Below are 19,549 nucleotides of genomic sequence, written 5' to 3'. Positions count from 1 at the left end.
TCGCATTGGAATTCAATGGAGGACACACTCTTACAGGTGCGTTTCCCGATGCGCCGCTTGCAACCGGCATTCAGATTACTTGAACTCGATTTTTAAAACGTTTAAATCCCTCCGCAATGCGTTGCGGCACGGGCAGGAGACGGAGACGGCCATGTTTGAAACGACGCGCGCGAAGTGCGGATCGGCGACGCAGGATACGGGTATCCCCCTATCAAGAAATACGACTAGGTGGAATCCCCGACTTGCGATCGTGACATTGTTCGCTGTAACAGTATCGGGTGCGGCCGGGGACGCACAGGCGTTCTGCCTCGATAGCGCTTACCAGTACGCGGTCGCGCACGATCCGCGCTACCTGCAGGCACGCAACGAATACGACGCGGCGCGCCAGAAATTTCCGCAGGCGCGCGCGCTGATGCTGCCGCAGGCCACCGCACAACTCGAATGGGGACGCTACGGCACGCATGCGAACCTGTTCGGCATCGACGTCAGCGGTTCGAGCAACGCCGCATACGGTTCGGCCCAGGTCACGCAGGCGCTGTTCAACGTGCCCTACCTGTACGACATGGGGCGCGCGACGGAATACGAGGAATCCGCGAAGCAGAAGCTCGAGGTCGCGCAACAGGAGCTGATCCTGCGCGTCGCGAACGCGTGCTTCGATCTGCTCAGCGCGCGCGAGAAGCTGCAGTCGGCCGACGACGAAGTCAGCGCGCTCGCGCGGCTCGAAAGCGACACGCGCCGCATGGCGCAGCTCGGGATGAAGACGATCGGCGACACAGCCGAGATCGAGGCGCGCCGCAGTCTCGCGCAATCCGACGAGGCGCTCGCGCAGACCGACGTCGATGCGCGCCGCACGCGCTACGAGACGCTGCTCGGGTCGACGATCGATTTCTCGCGCTGGCCGCGGCTCGCGCTGCGCGGCTCGCAGCCACGCATTCCGACCGGCGACTACGCGCCGCAGGACAACCCCGCGTATCGCCAGGCGTACCGCGACGTGCAGGTCGCGCGGCTCGCCGCGAAGCGCATCGGCGCCGAGCACCTGCCGACCGTCGACCTGTTCGCGTCGTATTCGCGCGGGCTCAATCCGAACCTGCGCGGGCTGACCGATCGCTCGGACTTCCATCAAAGCGCGGTCGGCGTGCAGGTGACGATCCCGATCTTCTCCGGCGGCAGCGTGTATTACCGGCAGGTCGAAGCCGAACACGTGACCGAGCAGTATCGCAACCGGCTGCGCGAGGTCGACGCGCAGTTGAGCACCGATCACCGCGAGGCGCTGTCCGCGCTCGAATCGGTCGGCACGCGTATCCGGGCGCTGCAGCAGTCGCTGCAGGCGGCGCGGCTCGCCTACGACGCGTCGATGAAGGCGCACCAGGTCGGCTACAGCACCACGTACGAAACGCTGAACCTGCGGCGCGACATCTCGGGCATCCGGCAGAAGCTGTTCGACAGCTATCTCGATGCGCTCAAGCTGCAGTTGAAGCTGAAAAGCGTGCTCGGTACGCTCGACGAGCAGTCGCTGATCGCGGTGGACAGCTTCCTCGAAAGCAACGCGGCGAACGACCGGAGCTGAGCGGGACGGTTCGTCGCTGGCCATGCGTTATCGGCGTGCGCCGATCGAACGCTCGGCGCCGAACACTTCCTGCCGCTGTTCACTGCACTGTTTCCGTCAGCGCCCGTCGAGCGGCTGGCCGGCGTCGGGCACTACTGCTTCGAGGATGCGCCCGACGCGGTGACTGACCGGATCGCCGGATTCCTCCGCGCGACCGCCTGAGCCCTGCGACGCGGTTCCCCGACCGGCACCGGGGCGGATACCGGCCGCGGAACCGCATGCGCGGCCGCTTTCGCGAACGCGCACGCGTCACTCGATACGCGACGTCACCGAATGATCCGCGTGACCCCGCGCCCGCGCGGATCGGCCATCGCCTCCGGCGTCCTGCCGTCGATCTTGATCACCTGGATATCGCCGCTGAAGTCCTGCCCCTTCAGCGTGTAGCCGCGTGCCTCGAGCTGCTTCGCGAGTTCGCCTTCGATCGGGTGGTACGGCTCCCAGAAGATCGTGTTCGGCGGCAGCAGCTGATGATGGAAACGCATCGCGCCGACGGCCTCCTTCAACGGCATCCTGAAGTCGTAGATGTTGTTGATCACCTGGAAGATCGACGTGAAGATCCGCGAGCCGCCCGGCGTGCCGATCACGAGCGACACCTTGCCGTCCTTCGTCATGATCGTCGGCGACATCGACGACAGCGGACGCTTCTTCGGCTCGATCGCGTTCGCGTCGCTGCCGACCACGCCGAACATGTTCGCGACGCCCGGCTTCGCGGAGAAGTCGTCCATCTCGTCGTTCAGCACGATCCCGGTGCCGTCGGCGATCACGCCCGAACCGAAATAGCCGTTGATCGTGTACGTGTTCGACACCGCGTTGCCCCACTTGTCGACGACCGAGAAGTGCGTCGTCTCGGCCTTCTCCGGCATCGACGTGCCGAGGCCCGGCTGCACGCTCTTCGTGTCCGACGGTTCCTTCGGATTGACCTCCGCCGCGCGCTTCGCGATGTATGCGTCGTCGGTCAGCTGCGCGATCGGCACCTTGTAGAAGTCGGGGTCGCCGAGATACTGCGCGCGATCGGCGAACACGCGCTTCTCGATTTCCGCGACGAGGTGGATGTACTGCGGCGAGTTGAGCTTCACGCCCTCGAAGTCCTGCTTGAGGTCCGCCTTCATCTTCAGCAGTTGCACGAGGCCGATGCCGCCCGAGCTCGGCGGCGGCGCGGTGATCACGTCATAGCCGCTCCACTTCGCCTGCACCGGCTGGCGCCACACCGCGCGATATTGCGCGAGATCCTCGGTGGTAATCAGCCCGTTGCCGTCGCCTGTCTTCATCGACGCGGCGATCAGCTCGGCCGTCTTGCCCTTGTAGAACCCTTCCGCGCCGCCATCCGCAATGCGCGTGAGCACCGCCGCGAGATCGGGCTGCTTGAAGTTCGTGCCGGCCTTCAGCCCGGAGAAGTACTTGTCGAAGTTGGTCTTGCCGCCGAACTCCTTCGACGCGTCGACGCCGCGCTGCGCCAGTTGCTCGTCGACGACGAAACCGTCGCGCGCATAGTGGATCGCCGGCGCGAGCACCTGCTTCCACTTCAGCTTGCCGAAGCGCTTCTGCGCTTCCCACATGCCCGCGACCGTACCCGGCACACCGGCCGCGCGCGGGCCGTACAGGCTCATGCCCTTGACGACGTTACCGTCCTTGTCGAGATACATGTCCTTCGTCGCGGCGAGCGGCGCGCGCTCGCGATAGTCGATGAAATACGGCTTGCCGTCCTTGTAGATCGTCATGAAGCCGCCGCCACCGATGTTGCCGGCTTCCGGGTACGTGACGGCCAGCGTGAACGCGATCGCAACGGCCGCATCGATCGCGTTGCCGCCCTCCTTGAAGATCCGCTCCGCGGCGTCCGCGCTGTACTTGTCGGCCACCGCGACCGCCGAGCTCGTCAGGACCGCAGGCTGCGGCCCCTTCGCATAGGCCGGCGCGTTCGGCAGGAAGCCGATGCCGGCCACCGTCGCGAGCATGACGGCGGATGATTTGAAGCGATTCAGCGTAGTCATTGCATGTCTCCCATGTAGGTCTCCGGCGGGCTGGAAATAGCCCCTGATCCGCTTATAGCCGCTGGCGCACGGTCAGCCATATGCCGGTTTCGTAGTGAATCTGGGAATGTGGCCGGAAAATTCGCCAATACTACGAATTGCCATGGATCGTGTGCGGTCGATCACACGGCGGAGCAAAAAATGGGCCGGCGGATCAGTCGAAATTGCATGCGGCGGATTCGAAGCGCACCGCGCAATCGGAAAATCACGGCATGCACCGCTTGCGCGGCTCCGGCACATGTAAAAAAATGCGATCGAACCGCCCGCTGAGCAGGCCGATCTGAGAAGATAGCGCCCCGCTTTCGCGCCCGATCGTTCGCGCTCGTCCGCTGCCGCTTCACGCTTCCTCGTCTCGTTTCCTATGGCATCACACAATGCGCATCACGCGTCCGGCTTCGCGGCCGGCGTCGCCGCCGCCGTCCTCGTCGCGCAAACCGGCGCGACCGGTCCCTGGCACGCGGGCCTGCTCGCCGCGTTCGCGGCCGGCGTCGCGGGCGGCACCGCGCCCGACTGGCTCGAAGTCGCGTGGTGGACCCGCAAGCGCCGCTTGTGGATCACGCACCGCACCGTCACGCACTGGGGCATCGGCTGGATCGCACTGCTCGCGCTCGGCTGGCACGGGCTCACGCATCATCCGCATCCGCTGTGGGCCGCGCCGCTGTTCGGCTTCGCGTGCGGCGGCGTGATGCACCTGCTCGCCGACTGGCCGAATCCGCTCGGCGTGCCGTGGATCTGGCGGCGCCATTCACTGAACCTGTGGAACAGCGGACATTGCGACCTGATCGTCGTCGCTGCCGCATGGGGCGGCACGCTGTGGCTCGCGCAGTCGCTGTGGACCCGCGCACCGTTCCTCGAACATTGGCTCGGCTGGTTGCATCGCGTGTAGTCGTGCGTGGTTGCGTGCCATCCCGGATCGGGTCGCGCATCCACTCGGCGTACGTCGAACGCAACGTTCCCCTCCTCCCGCCGAACCGGCACCCGCGACCGGGCGGATGCCGTTCCGCGCGCACGCCTGTTGAAATGCCGGTACCGCGCCTCACCTGAATCCGCGACGCGCGCGCTTCCACCCGCGGTGCCCGGCACGCACCCGCGACGTCTGGCACACTGACGATTCGCGCGCGGCCGCCCGCGCGCTCGCACCCCATTTCAACGCTCCGATGGACGTCACCGCCACCCGCCCCGCCCACGCGCTCGACGTGTTCCACCCGGCCGTCGCCGCGTGGTTCCGCCGCACGTTTGCCGCCCCGACCGGTGCACAGGCGCTCGCGTGGCCGCACATCAAGGCCGGCCGGTCGACGCTCGTCGCCGCCCCGACCGGCTCCGGCAAGACGCTCACCGCGTTCCTGTGCGCGCTCGACGATCTCGTGCACGACGCACTCGCGCACGACGGTGCGCTGCCTGACGCGACGCTCGTCGTCTATGTGTCACCGCTGAAGGCGCTGTCGAACGACATCCACGTGAACCTCGACGCGCCGCTCGCCGGCGTCGCCGAATCGCTGGCACAACTCGGCCTGCCGGTGCCGGCGATCCGCACCGCCGTGCGCACCGGCGACACGACGCAGGCCGAACGCGCGGCGCTGCGCAAGCGCGCGCCGCACATTCTCGTGACGACGCCCGAGTCGCTGTACGTGTTGCTGTCGTCCACGTCGGGCCGGCAAATGCTGTCGAGCGTGCGTTCGGTGATCGTCGACGAAATCCACGCGCTCGCGTCGTCCAAGCGCGGCAGCCACCTCGCGCTGTCGCTCGAACGCCTCGACGCGCTGGCGGGCCGCGCATTGCCGCGTATCGGGTTGTCGGCCACGCAGAAGCCGATCGACGCGGTCGCGCGCTTCCTGGTCGGCGGCCCGGCCGATGCGCCGCGCGACTGCACGATCGTCGATACGGGTCACACGCGCGAACGCGACCTCGCGCTCGAACTGCCGAACGTGCCGCTCGAGCCGGTGATGGCGACCGACGTGTGGGAACAGGTGTACGACCGGATCGCCACGCTCGCGGCCGCGCATCGCACGACGCTCGTGTTCGTGAACACGCGGCGCACCGCGGAACGCATGGCCCGCCATCTCGCCGACCGCCTCGGCAAGGACGCGATCGCCGCGCACCACGGCAGTCTCGCGAAGGAACATCGGTTCGACGCCGAACAGCGGCTCAAGCGTGGCGAACTGAAGCTGCTCGTCGCGACCGCGTCGCTCGAACTCGGCATCGACATCGGCGACGTCGATCTCGTGTGCCAGGTCGGGTCGCCGCGCGGGATCGCGCCGTTCCTGCAGCGCGTCGGCCGCTCGGGGCACCATGTCGGCGGTGTGCCGAAGGGCCGCCTGTTCCCGCTGTCGCGCGACGAACTGGTCGAATGCGCGGCGCTGCTCGATTGCGTGCAACGCGGCGAACTCGACGCATTGCGGATTCCCGAGGCCCCGCTCGACGTGCTCGCGCAGCAGATCGTCGCCGAAGTCGCCTGTGCGGAATGGCAGGAGGACGCGCTGTATGCGAGCTTCACGCGCGCGGCGCCGTACGCGCGCCTGTCGCGCGAACGCTTCGACGACGTGATGAAGATGCTCGCCGAAGGCTTCACGAGCCGCCGCGGCGTGCGCGGCGCGTATCTGCATCGCGACGTGGTCGGCGGCACGGTGCGCGGGCGCCGCAACGCGATGATGACCGCGACGACATCGGGCGGCACGATTCCCGACATGGCCGACTACGCGGTGCTGCTCGAACCGCAGGGCATCCAGGTCGGCACCGTCAACGAGGATTTCGCGATCGAGAGCCTCGCGGGCGACGTGTTCCAGCTCGGCAACCAGTCGTACCGGATCATTCGCGTGGAAACGGGCCGCGTGCGTGTCGAGGACGCGCAAGGCCAGTCGCCGAGCATTCCGTTCTGGATCGGCGAGGCGCCCGGGCGCAGCGACGAGCTGTCGGCGGCGGTCGGCCGGCTGCGCGCGCGGCTCGACGGGCTGTTCGCCGAAGGCGATCGGCAGGCGCATGCCGGAGGCGGTGAACGCGCTGACGTCGATTCCGGCGGCAAGACCGCGGCTGTCGTGAAGGCGACGAGCCGGGCCAAGACCAAAGGCACTGCAAAACCGACGCCACGCGTCGAAGCCGAAGCCGAAGCCGAAGCCGAAGCCGAAGCCGAAGCCGAAGCCGCGATCAGTGTGCGAAACGACGTCACCCTTTTCCCCGCTGCCAGCCCGGCCGAAAGCCGCCTCGCGCCGGCGCTGCGCTGGCTCGTCGACGATCTCCACCTGTCGCCCGATGCGGCCCGCCAGATCGCCGACTACCTCGCGCGCACGCGCGCGGCGCTGGGCGCACTGCCGACGCAGGACACGCTCGTGATGGAGCGCTTCTTCGACGAATCGGGCGGCACGCAGCTGGTGATCCATTCGCCGTTCGGCAGCCGCATCAACCGCGCGTGGGGGCTCGCGCTGCGCAAGCGCTTCTGCCGCAGTTTCAACTTCGAGCTGCAGGCCGCCGCGACCGACGACGCGATCATTCTTTCGCTGTCGCTCGCGCACAGCTTCGCGCTCGACGAAGTGTGGCGCTACCTGCGCTCGGCCAGCGCCGAGCACGTGCTGGTCCAGGCGCTGCTCGACGCGCCGATGTTCGGCGTGCGCTGGCGCTGGAACGCGACGACCGCGCTCGCGCTGCCGCGCTTCACCGGCGGCCGGCGCACCGCGCCGCAGTTGCAGCGGATGAAGAGCGAGGACCTGCTCGCGACCGTGTTCCCCGACCAGGTCGCGTGCCTCGAGAACATCGTCGGCGAACGCGAGATTCCGCACCATCCGCTCGTCGACCAGACGCTCGACGATTGCCTGCACGACGCGATGGATACCGACGGCTGGCTCGCGCTGCTGCGCCGGATCGAAAGCGACGCGATCGAACTCATCGCACGCGACCTGCCCGCGCCGTCGCCGCTCGCGGCCGAGATCCTGAACGCGAAGCCCTATGCGTTCCTCGACGACGCGCCGCTCGAGGAGCGCCGCACGCAGGCCGTGCAGTCGCGCCGCTGGAGCGATCCCGAATCGGCCGACGATCTCGGCGCGCTCGACGCCGACGCAATCGATGCGGTGCGCGACGAAGCGTGGCCGCTCGTGCGCGATGCCGACGAAATGCACGACGCCCTGCTCACGCTCGCCTGCGTCGCCGACCGCGAAGCGCATGCGCATGCAGGCTGGCCCGAGCGGCTTGCGGAACTGGCCGAACGCCGCCGCGCGACGAAACTCGTCGCGCCGGACAGCACCGCGCTGTGGGTGCCGGTCGAACGGCTGGTCTGCGTGCGCGCGCTGCATCCCGATGCACGCGTGGCACCCGCGCTGAAGGTGCCGGCCGCTTGCGCACAACCATGGGAAGCCGATGCCGCGCTCGTCGACGTGATCCGCGCGCGGCTCACCGGATTCGGGCCGCTCACACTTGACGCCATCGCGCAGCCGCTCGGCCTGCCGCCGGCGGCAATCGCGACCGCGCTCGCGGCACTGGAGCGCGAAGGCTACGTGATGCGCGGCCGCTTCACGCCGGGAGCAACCACCGACGAATGGTGCGAACGCCACCTGCTCGCGCGCATTCATCGCTACACGGTCAAGCGGCTGCGCCGCGAGATCGAACCGGTCGAGCGCGCGGATTTCATGCGCTTCCTGTTCCACTGGCAGCACCTGACGCCCGACACGCGCGGCACCGGCCGCGACGCGCTCGCGGCCGTCGTCGAGCAGCTCGAAGGCTATGAAGCCGCGGCAAGCGCATGGGAAGACGCGCTGCTGCCCGCGCGCCTGTCCGACTACACGGCCGGCGGCCTCGACGAACTGTGCCGCTCGGGCAAGCTCGTGTGGACCCGCATCGGCGCACCGGCCCGCGCGGCCGGCACGCCCGTGAAGACGACGCCGGTCGTGCTGCTGCCGCGCCGCCACATCAGCGCATGGCAGGCGCTGCGCGACCCGGACGCGCAACCCGCACTGTCCGCGCGCGCGGCGCAGGTGCGTGACGCACTCGCCGCACACGGCGCGATGTTCTTCGACGCGCTGCTCGACGAACTGCACCTGCTGCCCGTCGAACTCGAACAGGCGCTCGGCGAACTCGTGTCGGCCGGCCTCGTGAATGCGGACAGCTTCGCCGGGCTGCGCGCGCTGTTGAAGCCCGCGGTCAAGCGCAGCGCGACGTATGCGCCGCGCACGCGGCGCGGCGGCGCACTGATCGGCGGGATGGACGACGCCGGCCGCTGGGCGCTCGTGCAGCGCGTTGCGGCACCGGACGATACCCCGACACCGGCACCGAATCGCGGCGCGCCCGCGACCGATCCAGATGCGCTCGAACACATCGTCTGGACGCTGCTGCGCCGTTATGGCGTGGTGTTCTGGCGGCTGCTCGAACGCGAAGCCGACTGGCTGCCGAGCTGGCGCGAACTCGTGCGCGTGCTGCAGCGGCTCGAGGCGCGCGGCGAGATTCGCGGCGGGCGCTTCGTCGCGGGGCTCGCGGGCGAGCAGTTCGCGCTGCCGGAAGCGATCCCGGTCCTGCGCGAAGTGCGTCGCCAACCGGGCGACGGCCAGTACGTGTGCGTGACGGGCGCCGATCCGCTGAACCTTGCCGGCACGCTGTTGCCCGGCGACAAGGTGCCCGCACTGGCCGGCAATCGCGTGCTGTTCCGCGACGGCGTGCCCATCGCATCGCTCGTGGCGGGCACGTTCCATTACGCGCCCGAGCTGCCGCCCGCCGCGCGCGAGGATGCGCGGCTGCGGCTCGCGCGCCGCCACTGACTCCTGACATCGGCTGACACACGGCACGCCGCGGACTACTGAACGCCGCGCGGCAACGCCGCGCACGTTCGGGTAGCATCGAACGATTCATTGCGCGCTCGACCGCGCCCAGAACAAGCCTTCCGGAGACTGCCTTTCATGTCCTCGCATGCCGATTCGCCCGCCGTTCATCACGCGGGCTCGCTGACGATTTTCCAGGGCGCCGCGCTGTATATCGGCGCGGTGCTCGGCACCGGCGTCATTGCATTGCCCGCGCTCGCCGCCGAGGTCGCGGGCCCCGCGTCGCTGCTTGCGTGGGCCGCGCTCGTCGTGCTGTCGGGGCCGCTCGCGGCCACCTTCGCCGCGCTCGGCGCGCGCTATCCCGACGCGGGCGGCGTATCGACCTACGCGCGACGCGCATTCGGGCCGAAAGCCGCTGCGATCGTCGGCTGGTGTTTCTATTTCGCGGTGCCGGCCGGTGCGCCGGCCGCCGCGATGTTCGGCGGCGCATACGTCGCGGCCGTCACGGGCGGCGGGCATACCACGGTCATCGTCACGGCCGCCGCGCTGATCGCGACGGTGTCGGCCGCGAATGCGTTCGGCGTCACGGTGTCGGGCCGCATGCAGCTCGTGCTGTCGGCGCTGCTCGTCACGCTGCTGCTGGCCGCCGTGCTCGCGTCCGCGCCGCATGCGCACACGGCGAACCTGCATCCGTTCGCGCCGCACGGTTGGCTCGCGGTCGGCCAGGCTGCGGCATTGCTCGTGTGGAGCTTCGCCGGCTGGGAAGCGATCACGCACCTCGCGGCCGAATTCCGCCGGCCCGCGCACGACATGCCGCGCTCGGCCGGCATCGCGGTCGTGGTCGTCGGCTTCCTGTATCTGTCGGTCGCGGCCGCGAGCGTGACGGTGCTCGGGCCGTCGGCCGGCGCGTCGGGTGCGCCGCTTGCGGAACTGATCGCGGGCGGTATCGGCGGTCATGCGCAGGTGCTGGCGGCCGCGGCCGCACTGCTGCTCACGCTCGGCACGATGAATGCGTATTTCGCGGGCGCGGCCAAGCTCGGCGCGGCGCTCGGACGCGACGGCGCACTGCCCGCGTGGCTCGCCCAAGGCAGCCAGGTTGGCGGCGTGCCGCGCCGCAGTCTCGGCGTGATCGCAGTGCTGGCGGCCATCGCGCTGGCCGCGACGACGCTCTCGGACGTCGGGCCGAAACCGCTCGTGCTCGTCACGTCCGGATGCTTCGTGATGGTGTATGGGCTCGGCGCGGCGGCCGCGCTGAAACTGCTGCCGCGCGGCGGCATCGCGTACCGCTGCGCGTGGATTTCGCTGGTCGCCGTCGCGGGGCTGTTCCTGACGACGGGGTGGTTTATCTTGTGCCCGCTGCTGCTTGCGGGCGGTGCGCTGGTTTATCTGCGGGTGGCCGGCCGCAGCCCCAAATGAAGTTGCCACCTTCTGCGAACCTGTCGCATCGTTTCTTCACCGTAACACGACAAGAATCAACGATCTTCGCTATCTCCATGATCGAGACCCGAGTCAGCTAACGAAACAGATATGTCCCGGATGAGACATACCTGTGCACACATTGAACCAATCAGACCTGGAAACCCCAGATCAACTGGGCGGAAGGAAAGCCGCTACTGCCGGGAATATAGATTGAATTGTTCTGAATCCAGTGCCCATCTCCAGTATACTTAGAACTACCAATCAATTCACCCAAAGAATCATACTTGTTTGCGTTGTAAGTACCATCCTTGTTATATGAGAATTTTGAGAACCCAGTTAATTTTCCAGTGAACATGTTATAGCGATCAGCCTCAATTTGACGCCCAATCCCGTCAAAAATATTCCGCTCAAATAGCCTTCCCGACGTGTACTGATAATAGTCGTAAATAATATGATTGGAATTAAAAAGCCCGACCATTTCATCCGAGCCACTGAACATGTGAGCTCTGAAGCTATTATCGATGGAAAAATCGTAAAGGTGCGTCGCCTGTCCGTTCGAGTAAAAAATATCCCGCGTCTTGAAACCGTTGGCATTGAAAGTCGCGTATTCGGTCATCTGGCCGGTCGTGCCAAACAACGCCGCGAATTGAGAACCATCGTTATTAAAGACGTGAGAGGCGTAGCTGCCGTCAAAATTGAAATCGATCTGCTTGGTTGCCCTTCCGTCCGCACCAAAAAAGATATCCTGCGTCTTGGCGCCTGCCGCGTTGAATTTCGCATGCTCGGTCATCTGGCCGGTCGTGCCGTACAGCGAGGCGGTCTGCGAACCGTCAGCAGCGAAGTCGTACTTCGTGTAGCTGCTGTCGAGATTGAAGCTGTATTGCTTCGTTGCTTTGCCATCCGCGCCGTAGAAGATGTCCAGCGTCTTGAAGCCGTTGGCGTTGAACTTCGCGTACTCGATCATCTGACCGGCTGTGCCGTACAGCGAGGCGGTCTGCGAACCGTCAGCAGCGAAGTCGTATTTCGTGTAGCTGCTGTCGAGATTGAAGTTGTACTGCTGCGTCGCCTTGCCATTCGCACCGTAGAAGATGTCCAGCGTCTTGAAACCGTTGGCGTTGAACTTCGCGTACTCAGTCATCTGACCGGTCGTGCCGTACAGCGACGCGGTCTGTGAACCGTCGGCAGCGAAGTCGAATTTTGTGTAGCTCTTGTCGAGGTTGAAGTTGTATTGCTGCGTGGCCTTGCCATCCGCGCCATAGAAGATGTCAAGCGTCTTGACGCCACCTGCGTTGAACTTCGCGTACTCGGTCATCTGGCCGCTCGTGCCGTACAGCGAGGCGGTCTGTGAACCATCCGCGGCAAAGTCGTACTTCGTGTAGCTCTTGTCAAGGTTGAAGTTGTACTGCTGCGTGGCCTTGCCATCCGCGCCGTAGAAGATATCCAGCGTCTTGACACCGTTGGCGTTGAACTTCGCGTACTCGGTCATCTGGCCAGTCGTGCCGTACAACGTCGCGATCTGTGAACCATCGGCAGCAAAGTCGTACTTCGTATAGCTCTTGTCGAGGTTGAAGTTGTACTGCTGCGTCGCCTTACCATTCGAACCGTAGAAGATGTCCAGCGTCTTGAAGCCGTTGGCGTTGAACTTCGCATACTCGATCATCTGGCCGCTCGTGCCGTACAGCGAGGCGGTTTGCGAGCCATCGGCGGCGAAGTCGTACTTCGTATAGCTCTTGTCGAGGTTGAAGTTGTATTGTTGCGTGGCTTTGCCATCTGCGCCATAGAAGATGTCCAGCGTCTTGAAGCCGGCGGTGTTGAATTTTGCATATTCGGCGATCTTGCCGTTCACACCATACAACGTTGCGGTCTGCGAGCCATCGGTGCTGAAGTCGTACTTCGTGTAGCTGTTGTCCAGCCGGAAGTCGTACCGCTGGGTGGCTTTCCCGTCAGCCCCATAAAATACGTCCTGGAGCTTGAACCCCGTATAGTCGAATTTTGCTTGTTCCTGGATTTGGCCGTTGGGACCGAACAGGGACGTCGTCACGGCACCTTTCAACGAAAGGTCGCCATTCACCATCACCCATCCGCCGTTCAGCAGCGGAATGCCCTTTGTATCAATCGTGAATACTGCCTGGCCATCAACTGTGAAGCTGGTGTACTTGATCATGTCGCCCTGGACTTTCTGCCAGTCGACGAGATTCGGGTCCATGCCGGAATGCTGGAGAATCCACCAGTCCGCGTAATATTGGGTGTAGGTCAGATATTTGGCAATGGAAGGCGGGAGCGTGCCGTAGTATTTACCTGCGGCGTCGACAAACGCCGTACCGGGATTTGCGAGCATCTGAGCGGCAGCGGATCCCCACGTTACATTTTTGACGTCGATACCGGCCGCCTCCGCCAGTTTATTCAGTTGCAGCGTCAGACGACTGTCGGATAAGTCCGAATGCATGTGACCGGTCGCGCCACCAGTTAGGCCCAACTGGATTGCAACGATGTATTCGGAAAGCAGCGCCACCCCTTCGTTCGTCAAGCCATTGGCAACGGCCTGATCGGGATTCAGCGCAAGCGAACCGCCCATCCCGCCTGGCAGCAGCGCGTGCCCAAGTTCGTGAGCCAGTGTGGTGGCAAAAATGTTTGCCGGTTCGCTCCATGTAGGATCGAAGGCAATGACTTTATCTTTCGGATTGGTGTAAACCCCTTTACCTTTTTCTCCGAGCGCGAATTTCCATCCCTCCAATTTACCAAAAGCATTCAATTCTCCGGCGAGGAACGAGGACTTTTCTGCCGCAGCGATGACTAAATTATATGAGGAAGAGTTCAATCCAAAAAAGTCGGCCAGCTTCTTAAGAGCATCTTGCTCAAGAGTAGTTTTCATTTTTATTGCCCAGCCCCTTAATTCTTCTTTATTTCAATAAGAATATTGGAAAGCTTGCCAGTCGAATTGAACCCGGCAGTAATAGTCTTCTCATATTGATCGCCTATCTGCTGATACCTCCATGTTTCGCTACCATGAGGTGCGGTGGGCGCGCCTGGACCGCCATGAGGGAAAGGCTCGGGCGGGAGACGTACAAATTTATTCGCGAAAATTTTCACCGCAGCATCAAAATCTAGGCCGCCTTCGTACATTCCAAAGTTCAAGGCTGCAGTGACTACGCCTGACTCGTGAATCGTTTTTCCGCCCACGAATCCAGCACCGGCCACTGATCCCCCAAAAAATTCAGATGTCTTAATTCTAGGAAATATCGAATTTGACACGCTCCCAGATATCGAAAGTCGTTGTTCGGAATCACTCCTGCTTTCGATTACGCTAGCGCTTTCGAGGCTGAAAATATCTTTCAGATTGGCCTCGGTGTAGAACGCATCTTGCAGCAGGAGGTCGCCGTCAAAAATCACCTTGAGGTTCTGAACGAACTCAACAGGAGTTTTCGGTCTGGAAATCATTTGCGTCACCTCTTTTACACCTTGCAGCGAAACGGACTGATTGGTCGGCGAACTCGCTTGTTGCGCGGAATTCAGACGGCTGGTCAATACGGGAGCCATTTGTGGTGCGTCATCAGGTTGTGCATAACGCAGACTTCCCGGCAACGCGGCCGGTAGGTCGGACGCGGGCACCGCCTGCGAATAACTTATATTGCTTGCTACGGTGGCGGTCGCCACCGCGGCTGCTGTCACGGCTTTCATTAGTCTTACCCTCTCAGAAACGGCGTTTAACAACCACGTTATGGAGTTGATTTATCGGACCCCACACTCATAAAAACTATCTTCCACACCGATCAAAATTCGATCGTGGCTCTGCAAATACAAAGTGTACTTTCCCGCATAGCGCTGCAAAGTTAATCCCGCATCGATTTGCGAATCCCGTCCCTAACCGGTTCAAGCAGGTAATCGAAGGCCGAGCGCGCATGCGTGCGGATATACACCTCGGTCCGGAGCCCCGGCCCGAGCGCGATCGGCTCCTTGGCGAGACGGTTGGCCTTTTCCAGTGCTTGCGCCGGCACCTCGACCCGGACCACGTAGAAGCGCGTGCGCTTATCGCTGTCGGTCAGCGCGTCTGCCGAAATGTATGTGACCTTGCCGTCGAGCATCGGCGTGGTGCGCGAGTTGTAGGCCGTCAGCCGAACGTCGGCGTGGCTGCCCGGCGCGATCTCACGCACGTCGTCCGGTCGGATATTCGCTTCCACGATCAACGGCGCCCCTTCGGGGACAACATCCACGATCGGCTCGCGAGGCGCGATCACTGCGCCGATCGTGTGCACCTTCAAGCCGACGATCACGCCTGCCGCCGGTGCCGTCACGCGGGTACGGGCAGACTGATCGCGAGCTGGGCGTAGCCGCTCACCTATCTGGATCGCGCGTGTGGTCGCTTCCTTAAGCTGGTCGTCAGCCGCCTTCACATAGTCGTGACGCAGCCCGGCAATTCGGAGTTCGAGATCAGTCTGCCGCTGCTTCGCGCGGCTCAGATCGGCGGCGCCTGACTGGACGCGCGACAGTGCATCAGCCTCGGCCCGCCGCAAATCGAGCACCTTCGTTTCAGCAACGAAGCCTTCCTGTTGCAACGTTTCGTTGGTCCGCCGTTGCTGGCGCGCCATGTCGTAGCTGCGGTTCATCGTCTGAATCAACTGCGAACTGATCGCGATTTCCTGGCGGGTCTGTGCCAGTTCGGTGCGCAGCATCGTGCTCTGGTCGACGAACGCACGCCGGCGCGCGATGAACAGCGAAGACTCGCGTGCCAGCAACTCGGCAACGCGCGGATCGTCGCGCTGTTTCTCCAGCGCAGCCGGGAACGCCAGCGTTTCCTTCAGTTCGCGCTCGGCGGAAAGGCGGGCGATTTTTGCCTGTTCCGCATCAAATTGCGCCTGCAACGCCGATAATTCGGCCGCCGGACTCACGTTGTCCAGCACAACCAGCACTTGGCCCGCCTTCACACGGTCGCCATCCCGAACCAGGATTTGCTTCACGATGCCGCCTTCCAGGTGCTGCACTGTTTTACGTTCGCCTTCGGTGCGCACCGAGCCCTCTGCGACGACGGCGCCAGAAATCGGCGCGAGCGCGGCCCACACCCACATCAAACCCAGACCGACGACGATCCCGGCGACGCTGACGCAGATCAACCGGCGCGGCAACGGCAGCACGCTGCCGTCGGATGCCACAGACGCAGGCCACCAGCGTTTCAGACTTTCGCTCACACGATGTAATGCCATGGATGTTCTCATCGGTTGCCTTCCATCGCCGGATCAAGCGTTGGCACCCGGGCGGCCTGCAACGAAGACCGGCTTGCCTGCAACGCAGCGAAATCGATTCCCTGCGGTAAGCCGCTGGCGTCGTCGGTTTGCCCATTCGCTGTGCACGAGCCGCTATCGGCCTGCTCCGGTCCAGGTGGCATTTCAAGCCGTTCCATTTGGCCATCTTTCAGCCGCAATATCCGGTCAGCCAGTGCGAGCAGCGACGGCCGGTGGGTGACCGCGATGATGGTCATTCCATCGGCTTTCAGATGGCGCAGCACGCGTTCGAGCGCGGCTTCCCCTATCGTGTCGAGGCTCGCATTGGGTTCGTCCAGCAGCAGCACGGCTGGCTCGCCGTACAAGGCACGCGCGAGGGCGATGCGCTGACGCTGGCCGCCGGACAACAGTTCCCCTGCATCCCCGATCAACGTCTCGTAACCCTCCGGGAGATTCAAGATCATCTCGTGAACCTCCGCTCGCTTCGCCGCGCGCACGATCGCGGCCGAATCGAGCGGGAGCGGCTTCGCGGTCCGGGCGATGTTTTCCGCGACGGTGCCTGCGAACAACTCGACGTCCTGCGGCACGTATCCGAGATACCGGCCGAGAGACGATCGAGGCCACTGCGCCATGTCGGCGCCGTCCAGCCGCACCGCACCTGCCTGCGGTCGCCACAGCCCCGCAATGATCCGCAGCAACGTCGACTTGCCGGATGCGCTGGGACCTGTGATTACCAATGTCTGACCCGCGGCCAGCGTGAAATTGATACCGCGCAGCAGCAGCCGTCCCAGGCCGGGCGTTCGCGACGGCACGCTGAACGCGATCTGCTCGACCCGAATTTCGCCGGTGGGCGGTGGCAACGCGATCGGTTCGGCCTCGGTCTGACTGACCAGCAGTGCCTCCAGACGAGGCCATGCTTCGCGCAACTCGCCGGCCTGCCTCCAGTTGCCAATCAACTGTTCGATCGGCGCCAACGCCTTGCCGAGCAGGATGGTCGTGGCCAGCATCACGCCCGGCGTCGCATGGCCCGAAATCACCAGCCATGCGCCGGCTGCCATCATGATCACCTGGATCGCCTGCCGCAGCCCCTTCGTCAAGTCGCGATAAAACGCGCTGCGATCCGACACGTCGCGCTGCGCGGCGATGTAGTCGCGCTTGCGTACATCCCAGGCACCCACCAGGTTTTCCGTCATGCCGAGCACGGTCATGACTTCGGCATTGCGGACGAGGTGCTGGTAGAACGCATCACCGTCCCGCTGCCGTGCAAGGTAAGACTCGATACCCTTGCGCGTGAGCCGGTCGTTGACCATCGCGACACTCACCAACAGCAGTGCGCTGAGCACCGCAATCAGCGCCAAAGACCAATGAAAGAGACCGATGACGACTACGTAGACCACCAGCCAAGGCGCGTCGAAAAACGCGATCACGCCCGACCCTGCGAGAAACGCCCGCAGCGTATTGATGTCACCCTGACTCGCGAGCGCGCGTGACGGCAACCGATAAGCGTGAGCGGAAATCTGCGCCTGCAACGCGAGTCGCTCGAGCCGGTTGCCTATTCGCACGCCCAGATCCGACAAGATCCGGCTGCGGGCAATATCGACGCCGATATTCATTCCGAGTGCGATCGCCATGAAGGCCATCAACATCAGCAGCGTTTGAATGCTCTGGCTCGGTAGCACGCGGTCATAGACCTGCAGCAGGTAGATGGTCGGCGTCAGCAGCAGCAAATTTGACGCGATACCGAACGCGGCCGCGATCACCAGATGGCGCCTGATGAGTTGATACATCAGTGTCCTCCCGATGCGCCGGAGCTCGGGATGCGGGCAGGCGTGTGCTCAACCAGCATCGTATCGAGTGCAGCAAGGTCGGCCTCGCCCAGGTCGGCGGTGCTCGCTTTCAGCTTGAGCGCTTGGGCGAGCGTTTCAGTACGGGCGCGCGCAAAGTCGCGCTGAGCCCGGTAGAGCTTGTCACCTGCGTCGAGCACGTCAGCATTCACGCGAACGCCGCCCCGGTAGCCGGTCTGATTCGAGCGCAATGCGACCGTGGCGGAGCGCACCGCGCTCGCCAGCGCATCGGTCTGCGCCAGTCCCCGTGTGACGCCCAAATACGCGTCGTGGGCCGTGAGCCGGGCATTCCGCTGGGCATCGTCCAGATCTTCGCGAGCCTTGTCTTCCAGCGCGAGCGCTTCGCGAATCTTGCTGCGGGTCATCAGGCCGTCGGTCAGGGGCAACGAGATCTGGACGCCGACGTAGCCGGAGCTGCCGCGGCTCGCGCCCGTATAGAAGTTCGTCTGTCCATTGATAAACGCCGCGTTGCCGTTGCTGGCATTGCCGACCAGCGAGACGGTGGGATAGTCACCGGCGCGCGCCTTGCTTCGCTCGCGACTGGCAAGCTGGATTGCGATCATTTTTCGACGCACTCCGTAATCTGCGGTGGCGGCCGTGCCCATCCACTGTTGCAGGTCTGCGGGCGCCACGGGCGGAAGACGCGCATCGTCACGCCATCCGTCTACCCTGTCGACAGGATGACCGACAATCTTCTGGAGCGCCGCGTAGCTGGTATCGCGCTGCGTCTGCGCGGCGACTTCATCGGCCCGTGCAGCATCAAAGCCGGCCAATGCCTCGTTCGTGTCCACAATGGTCGCATCGCCCAGCGCGAAGCGGCGCTTCGCGAGTGCCAGTTGTTCCGCGACGGCCTTGCGGTGAGCGATAGCAAGCGCGAGGTCGTCCTGCGCATTCAGTGCGGCCAGATAGGCCTGAGCTAGACGAAGGAGCAAGTCCTGCTTCGCTTGCGCCAACGCCAGATCGGCGTCCATCGCGAGCAGCTGGCCCTGCTGCCAGTTTTCCCAGGCAGCCCAATTGAAGAGTGGCTGGCTCAGTGTCAAGGTGAAGCCATTTGTCGAATAGCCGGGTATGGTCTGGCCTGGAATCCGCACGCCATTGCGATAGATGACCTGCTGGATACCAACTTGCGGCAACAGTCCCGCTCGCCCTTGCGGGGATTTTTCGATCCCCGCACGCCACGCAGCTTCGGCGCTCCTGAACGTGGCATCTTGGGCGAGCGCCTCGCTGGCGAGATTCGCCAGACTCGACGCGTTGGCATGTGTAGGCGATATGACCACAAGAGAGCAGGAGATTGCCTTTAGCGCATTGCGCGCAGCGTACCAAGGACGCCCGACCTTGCGGTTGAGCTCTCGTGACATACCCCCATCTGTTCGACTGTGCCGACTGCAGTTGCTCATCGTTTTCCTTTATTCGCGCATCCACTGCAGTTGAGTCGAGCGCAAACGTTTGTCTTACTGAGCACAGTTGCACGTCACATTGCAGATCTTTTCGAATGTATGAAAAACATCAATTGGTAAAAATAGAACGAGTCCGAATTCCTTTAGCACTTCACTGGAAAGAGTCTGAAAATCCAAGAAATTCGAACGTCAGTTGTGCCCGATTAACATGCAATCGACCGTCCTTGGACGTCGCCCAAAAGGCAAGCGGCCTCGGATATCGCAACCCGACTGAAGGCGCATTACGTATGTCGGGTAACAGCGAT

The 19,549-nt window shown here is 63.9% G+C and carries 10 protein-coding genes and 1 pseudogene; 5 read left to right on the top strand and 6 right to left on the bottom strand.

Annotated elements, in window-relative coordinates; all coding sequences use genetic code 11:
- Positions 1-151 precede the first annotated feature (151 nt).
- Entirely contained in the window at positions 152-1,567 is a 1,416-nt protein-coding gene (locus U5771_RS05640; protein WP_322023064.1) for a TolC family protein, read from the top strand.
- A gap of 39 nt (positions 1,568-1,606) precedes the next feature.
- Positions 1,607-1,768: pseudogene (locus U5771_RS05635) on the top strand (alpha/beta fold hydrolase); the annotation flags it as partial.
- Between the two features lie 104 nt (positions 1,769-1,872).
- Here the strand turns inward: U5771_RS05635 and ggt are convergent.
- A complete protein-coding gene (ggt, locus tag U5771_RS05630) occupies positions 1,873-3,594 on the bottom strand; it encodes a gamma-glutamyltransferase (protein WP_322023063.1) in 1,722 nt (573 codons plus the stop codon).
- A 400-nt stretch (positions 3,595-3,994) separates the two neighbouring features.
- On the opposite strand from ggt, the gene U5771_RS05625 reads away from it, so the two are divergent.
- The 3 genes from U5771_RS05625 to U5771_RS05615 all read left to right on the top strand — a co-directional run bounded on the left by U5771_RS05625 (position 3,995) and on the right by U5771_RS05615 (position 10,784).
- Positions 3,995-4,519, top strand: a complete 525-nt coding sequence (locus U5771_RS05625) for a metal-dependent hydrolase (RefSeq protein WP_059466236.1) — start codon at positions 3,995-3,997, stop codon at positions 4,517-4,519.
- 271 nt (positions 4,520-4,790) lie between these two features.
- Positions 4,791-9,368 carry a DEAD/DEAH box helicase gene (locus U5771_RS05620; protein WP_322023062.1) on the top strand — a complete coding sequence of 1,526 codons (4,578 nt, stop codon included), beginning with the start codon at positions 4,791-4,793 and terminating at the stop codon, positions 9,366-9,368.
- Between the two features lie 138 nt (positions 9,369-9,506).
- Positions 9,507-10,784, top strand: a complete 1,278-nt coding sequence (locus U5771_RS05615) for an APC family permease (protein WP_322023061.1) — start codon at positions 9,507-9,509, stop codon at positions 10,782-10,784.
- Between the two features lie 151 nt (positions 10,785-10,935).
- Here U5771_RS05615 and U5771_RS05610 read toward each other — a convergent pair whose 3' ends face one another.
- From U5771_RS05610 to U5771_RS05590, 5 genes are all read right to left on the bottom strand, one after another.
- On the bottom strand, positions 10,936-13,659 hold the full coding sequence (locus U5771_RS05610) for a hypothetical protein (RefSeq protein ID WP_322023060.1): 2,724 nt from the start codon (positions 13,657-13,659) through the stop codon (positions 10,936-10,938).
- A gap of 17 nt (positions 13,660-13,676) precedes the next feature.
- Complete coding sequence (locus tag U5771_RS05605; RefSeq protein ID WP_322023059.1) at positions 13,677-14,465, bottom strand: hypothetical protein; 789 nt, start codon at positions 14,463-14,465, stop codon at positions 13,677-13,679.
- A gap of 152 nt (positions 14,466-14,617) precedes the next feature.
- Positions 14,618-15,985: an HlyD family type I secretion periplasmic adaptor subunit gene (locus tag U5771_RS05600; protein ID WP_322023058.1), complete on the bottom strand. Its 1,368-nt coding sequence runs from the start codon at positions 15,983-15,985 to the stop codon at positions 14,618-14,620.
- 8 nt (positions 15,986-15,993) lie between these two features.
- Positions 15,994-17,790: a type I secretion system permease/ATPase gene (locus U5771_RS05595; RefSeq protein ID WP_322023057.1), complete on the bottom strand. Its 1,797-nt coding sequence runs from the start codon at positions 17,788-17,790 to the stop codon at positions 15,994-15,996.
- Positions 17,790-19,205: a TolC family outer membrane protein gene (locus tag U5771_RS05590; protein ID WP_322023056.1), complete on the bottom strand. Its 1,416-nt coding sequence runs from the start codon at positions 19,203-19,205 to the stop codon at positions 17,790-17,792. The genes U5771_RS05595 and U5771_RS05590 overlap by 1 nt, the downstream gene beginning before the upstream one ends.
- Between the last annotated feature and the right edge of the window lie 344 nt (positions 19,206-19,549).

Source organism: Burkholderia sp. BCC1977 (genome assembly GCF_905339595.1).
In the GTDB taxonomy this organism is placed as follows: Bacteria; Pseudomonadota; Gammaproteobacteria; order Burkholderiales; family Burkholderiaceae; genus Burkholderia.
The sequence above is the reverse complement of the archived record's forward strand: the minus strand, read 5'-3'. Positions and strand labels throughout refer to the sequence as shown.

Coding starts and splice junctions, on each gene's coding strand:
- U5771_RS05640 (WP_322023064.1), top strand. CDS start 152: ATGTTTGAAACGACGCGCGCGAAGTGCGGATCGGCGACGCAGGATACG.
- ggt (WP_322023063.1), bottom strand. CDS start 3,594: ATGACTACGCTGAATCGCTTCAAATCATCCGCCGTCATGCTCGCGACG.
- U5771_RS05625 (WP_059466236.1), top strand. CDS start 3,995: ATGGCATCACACAATGCGCATCACGCGTCCGGCTTCGCGGCCGGCGTC.
- U5771_RS05620 (WP_322023062.1), top strand. CDS start 4,791: ATGGACGTCACCGCCACCCGCCCCGCCCACGCGCTCGACGTGTTCCAC.
- U5771_RS05615 (WP_322023061.1), top strand. CDS start 9,507: ATGTCCTCGCATGCCGATTCGCCCGCCGTTCATCACGCGGGCTCGCTG.
- U5771_RS05610 (WP_322023060.1), bottom strand. CDS start 13,659: ATGAAAACTACTCTTGAGCAAGATGCTCTTAAGAAGCTGGCCGACTTT.
- U5771_RS05605 (WP_322023059.1), bottom strand. CDS start 14,465: ATGAAAGCCGTGACAGCAGCCGCGGTGGCGACCGCCACCGTAGCAAGC.
- U5771_RS05600 (WP_322023058.1), bottom strand. CDS start 15,985: ATGGCATTACATCGTGTGAGCGAAAGTCTGAAACGCTGGTGGCCTGCG.
- U5771_RS05595 (WP_322023057.1), bottom strand. CDS start 17,790: ATGTATCAACTCATCAGGCGCCATCTGGTGATCGCGGCCGCGTTCGGT.
- U5771_RS05590 (WP_322023056.1), bottom strand. CDS start 19,205: ATGTCACGAGAGCTCAACCGCAAGGTCGGGCGTCCTTGGTACGCTGCG.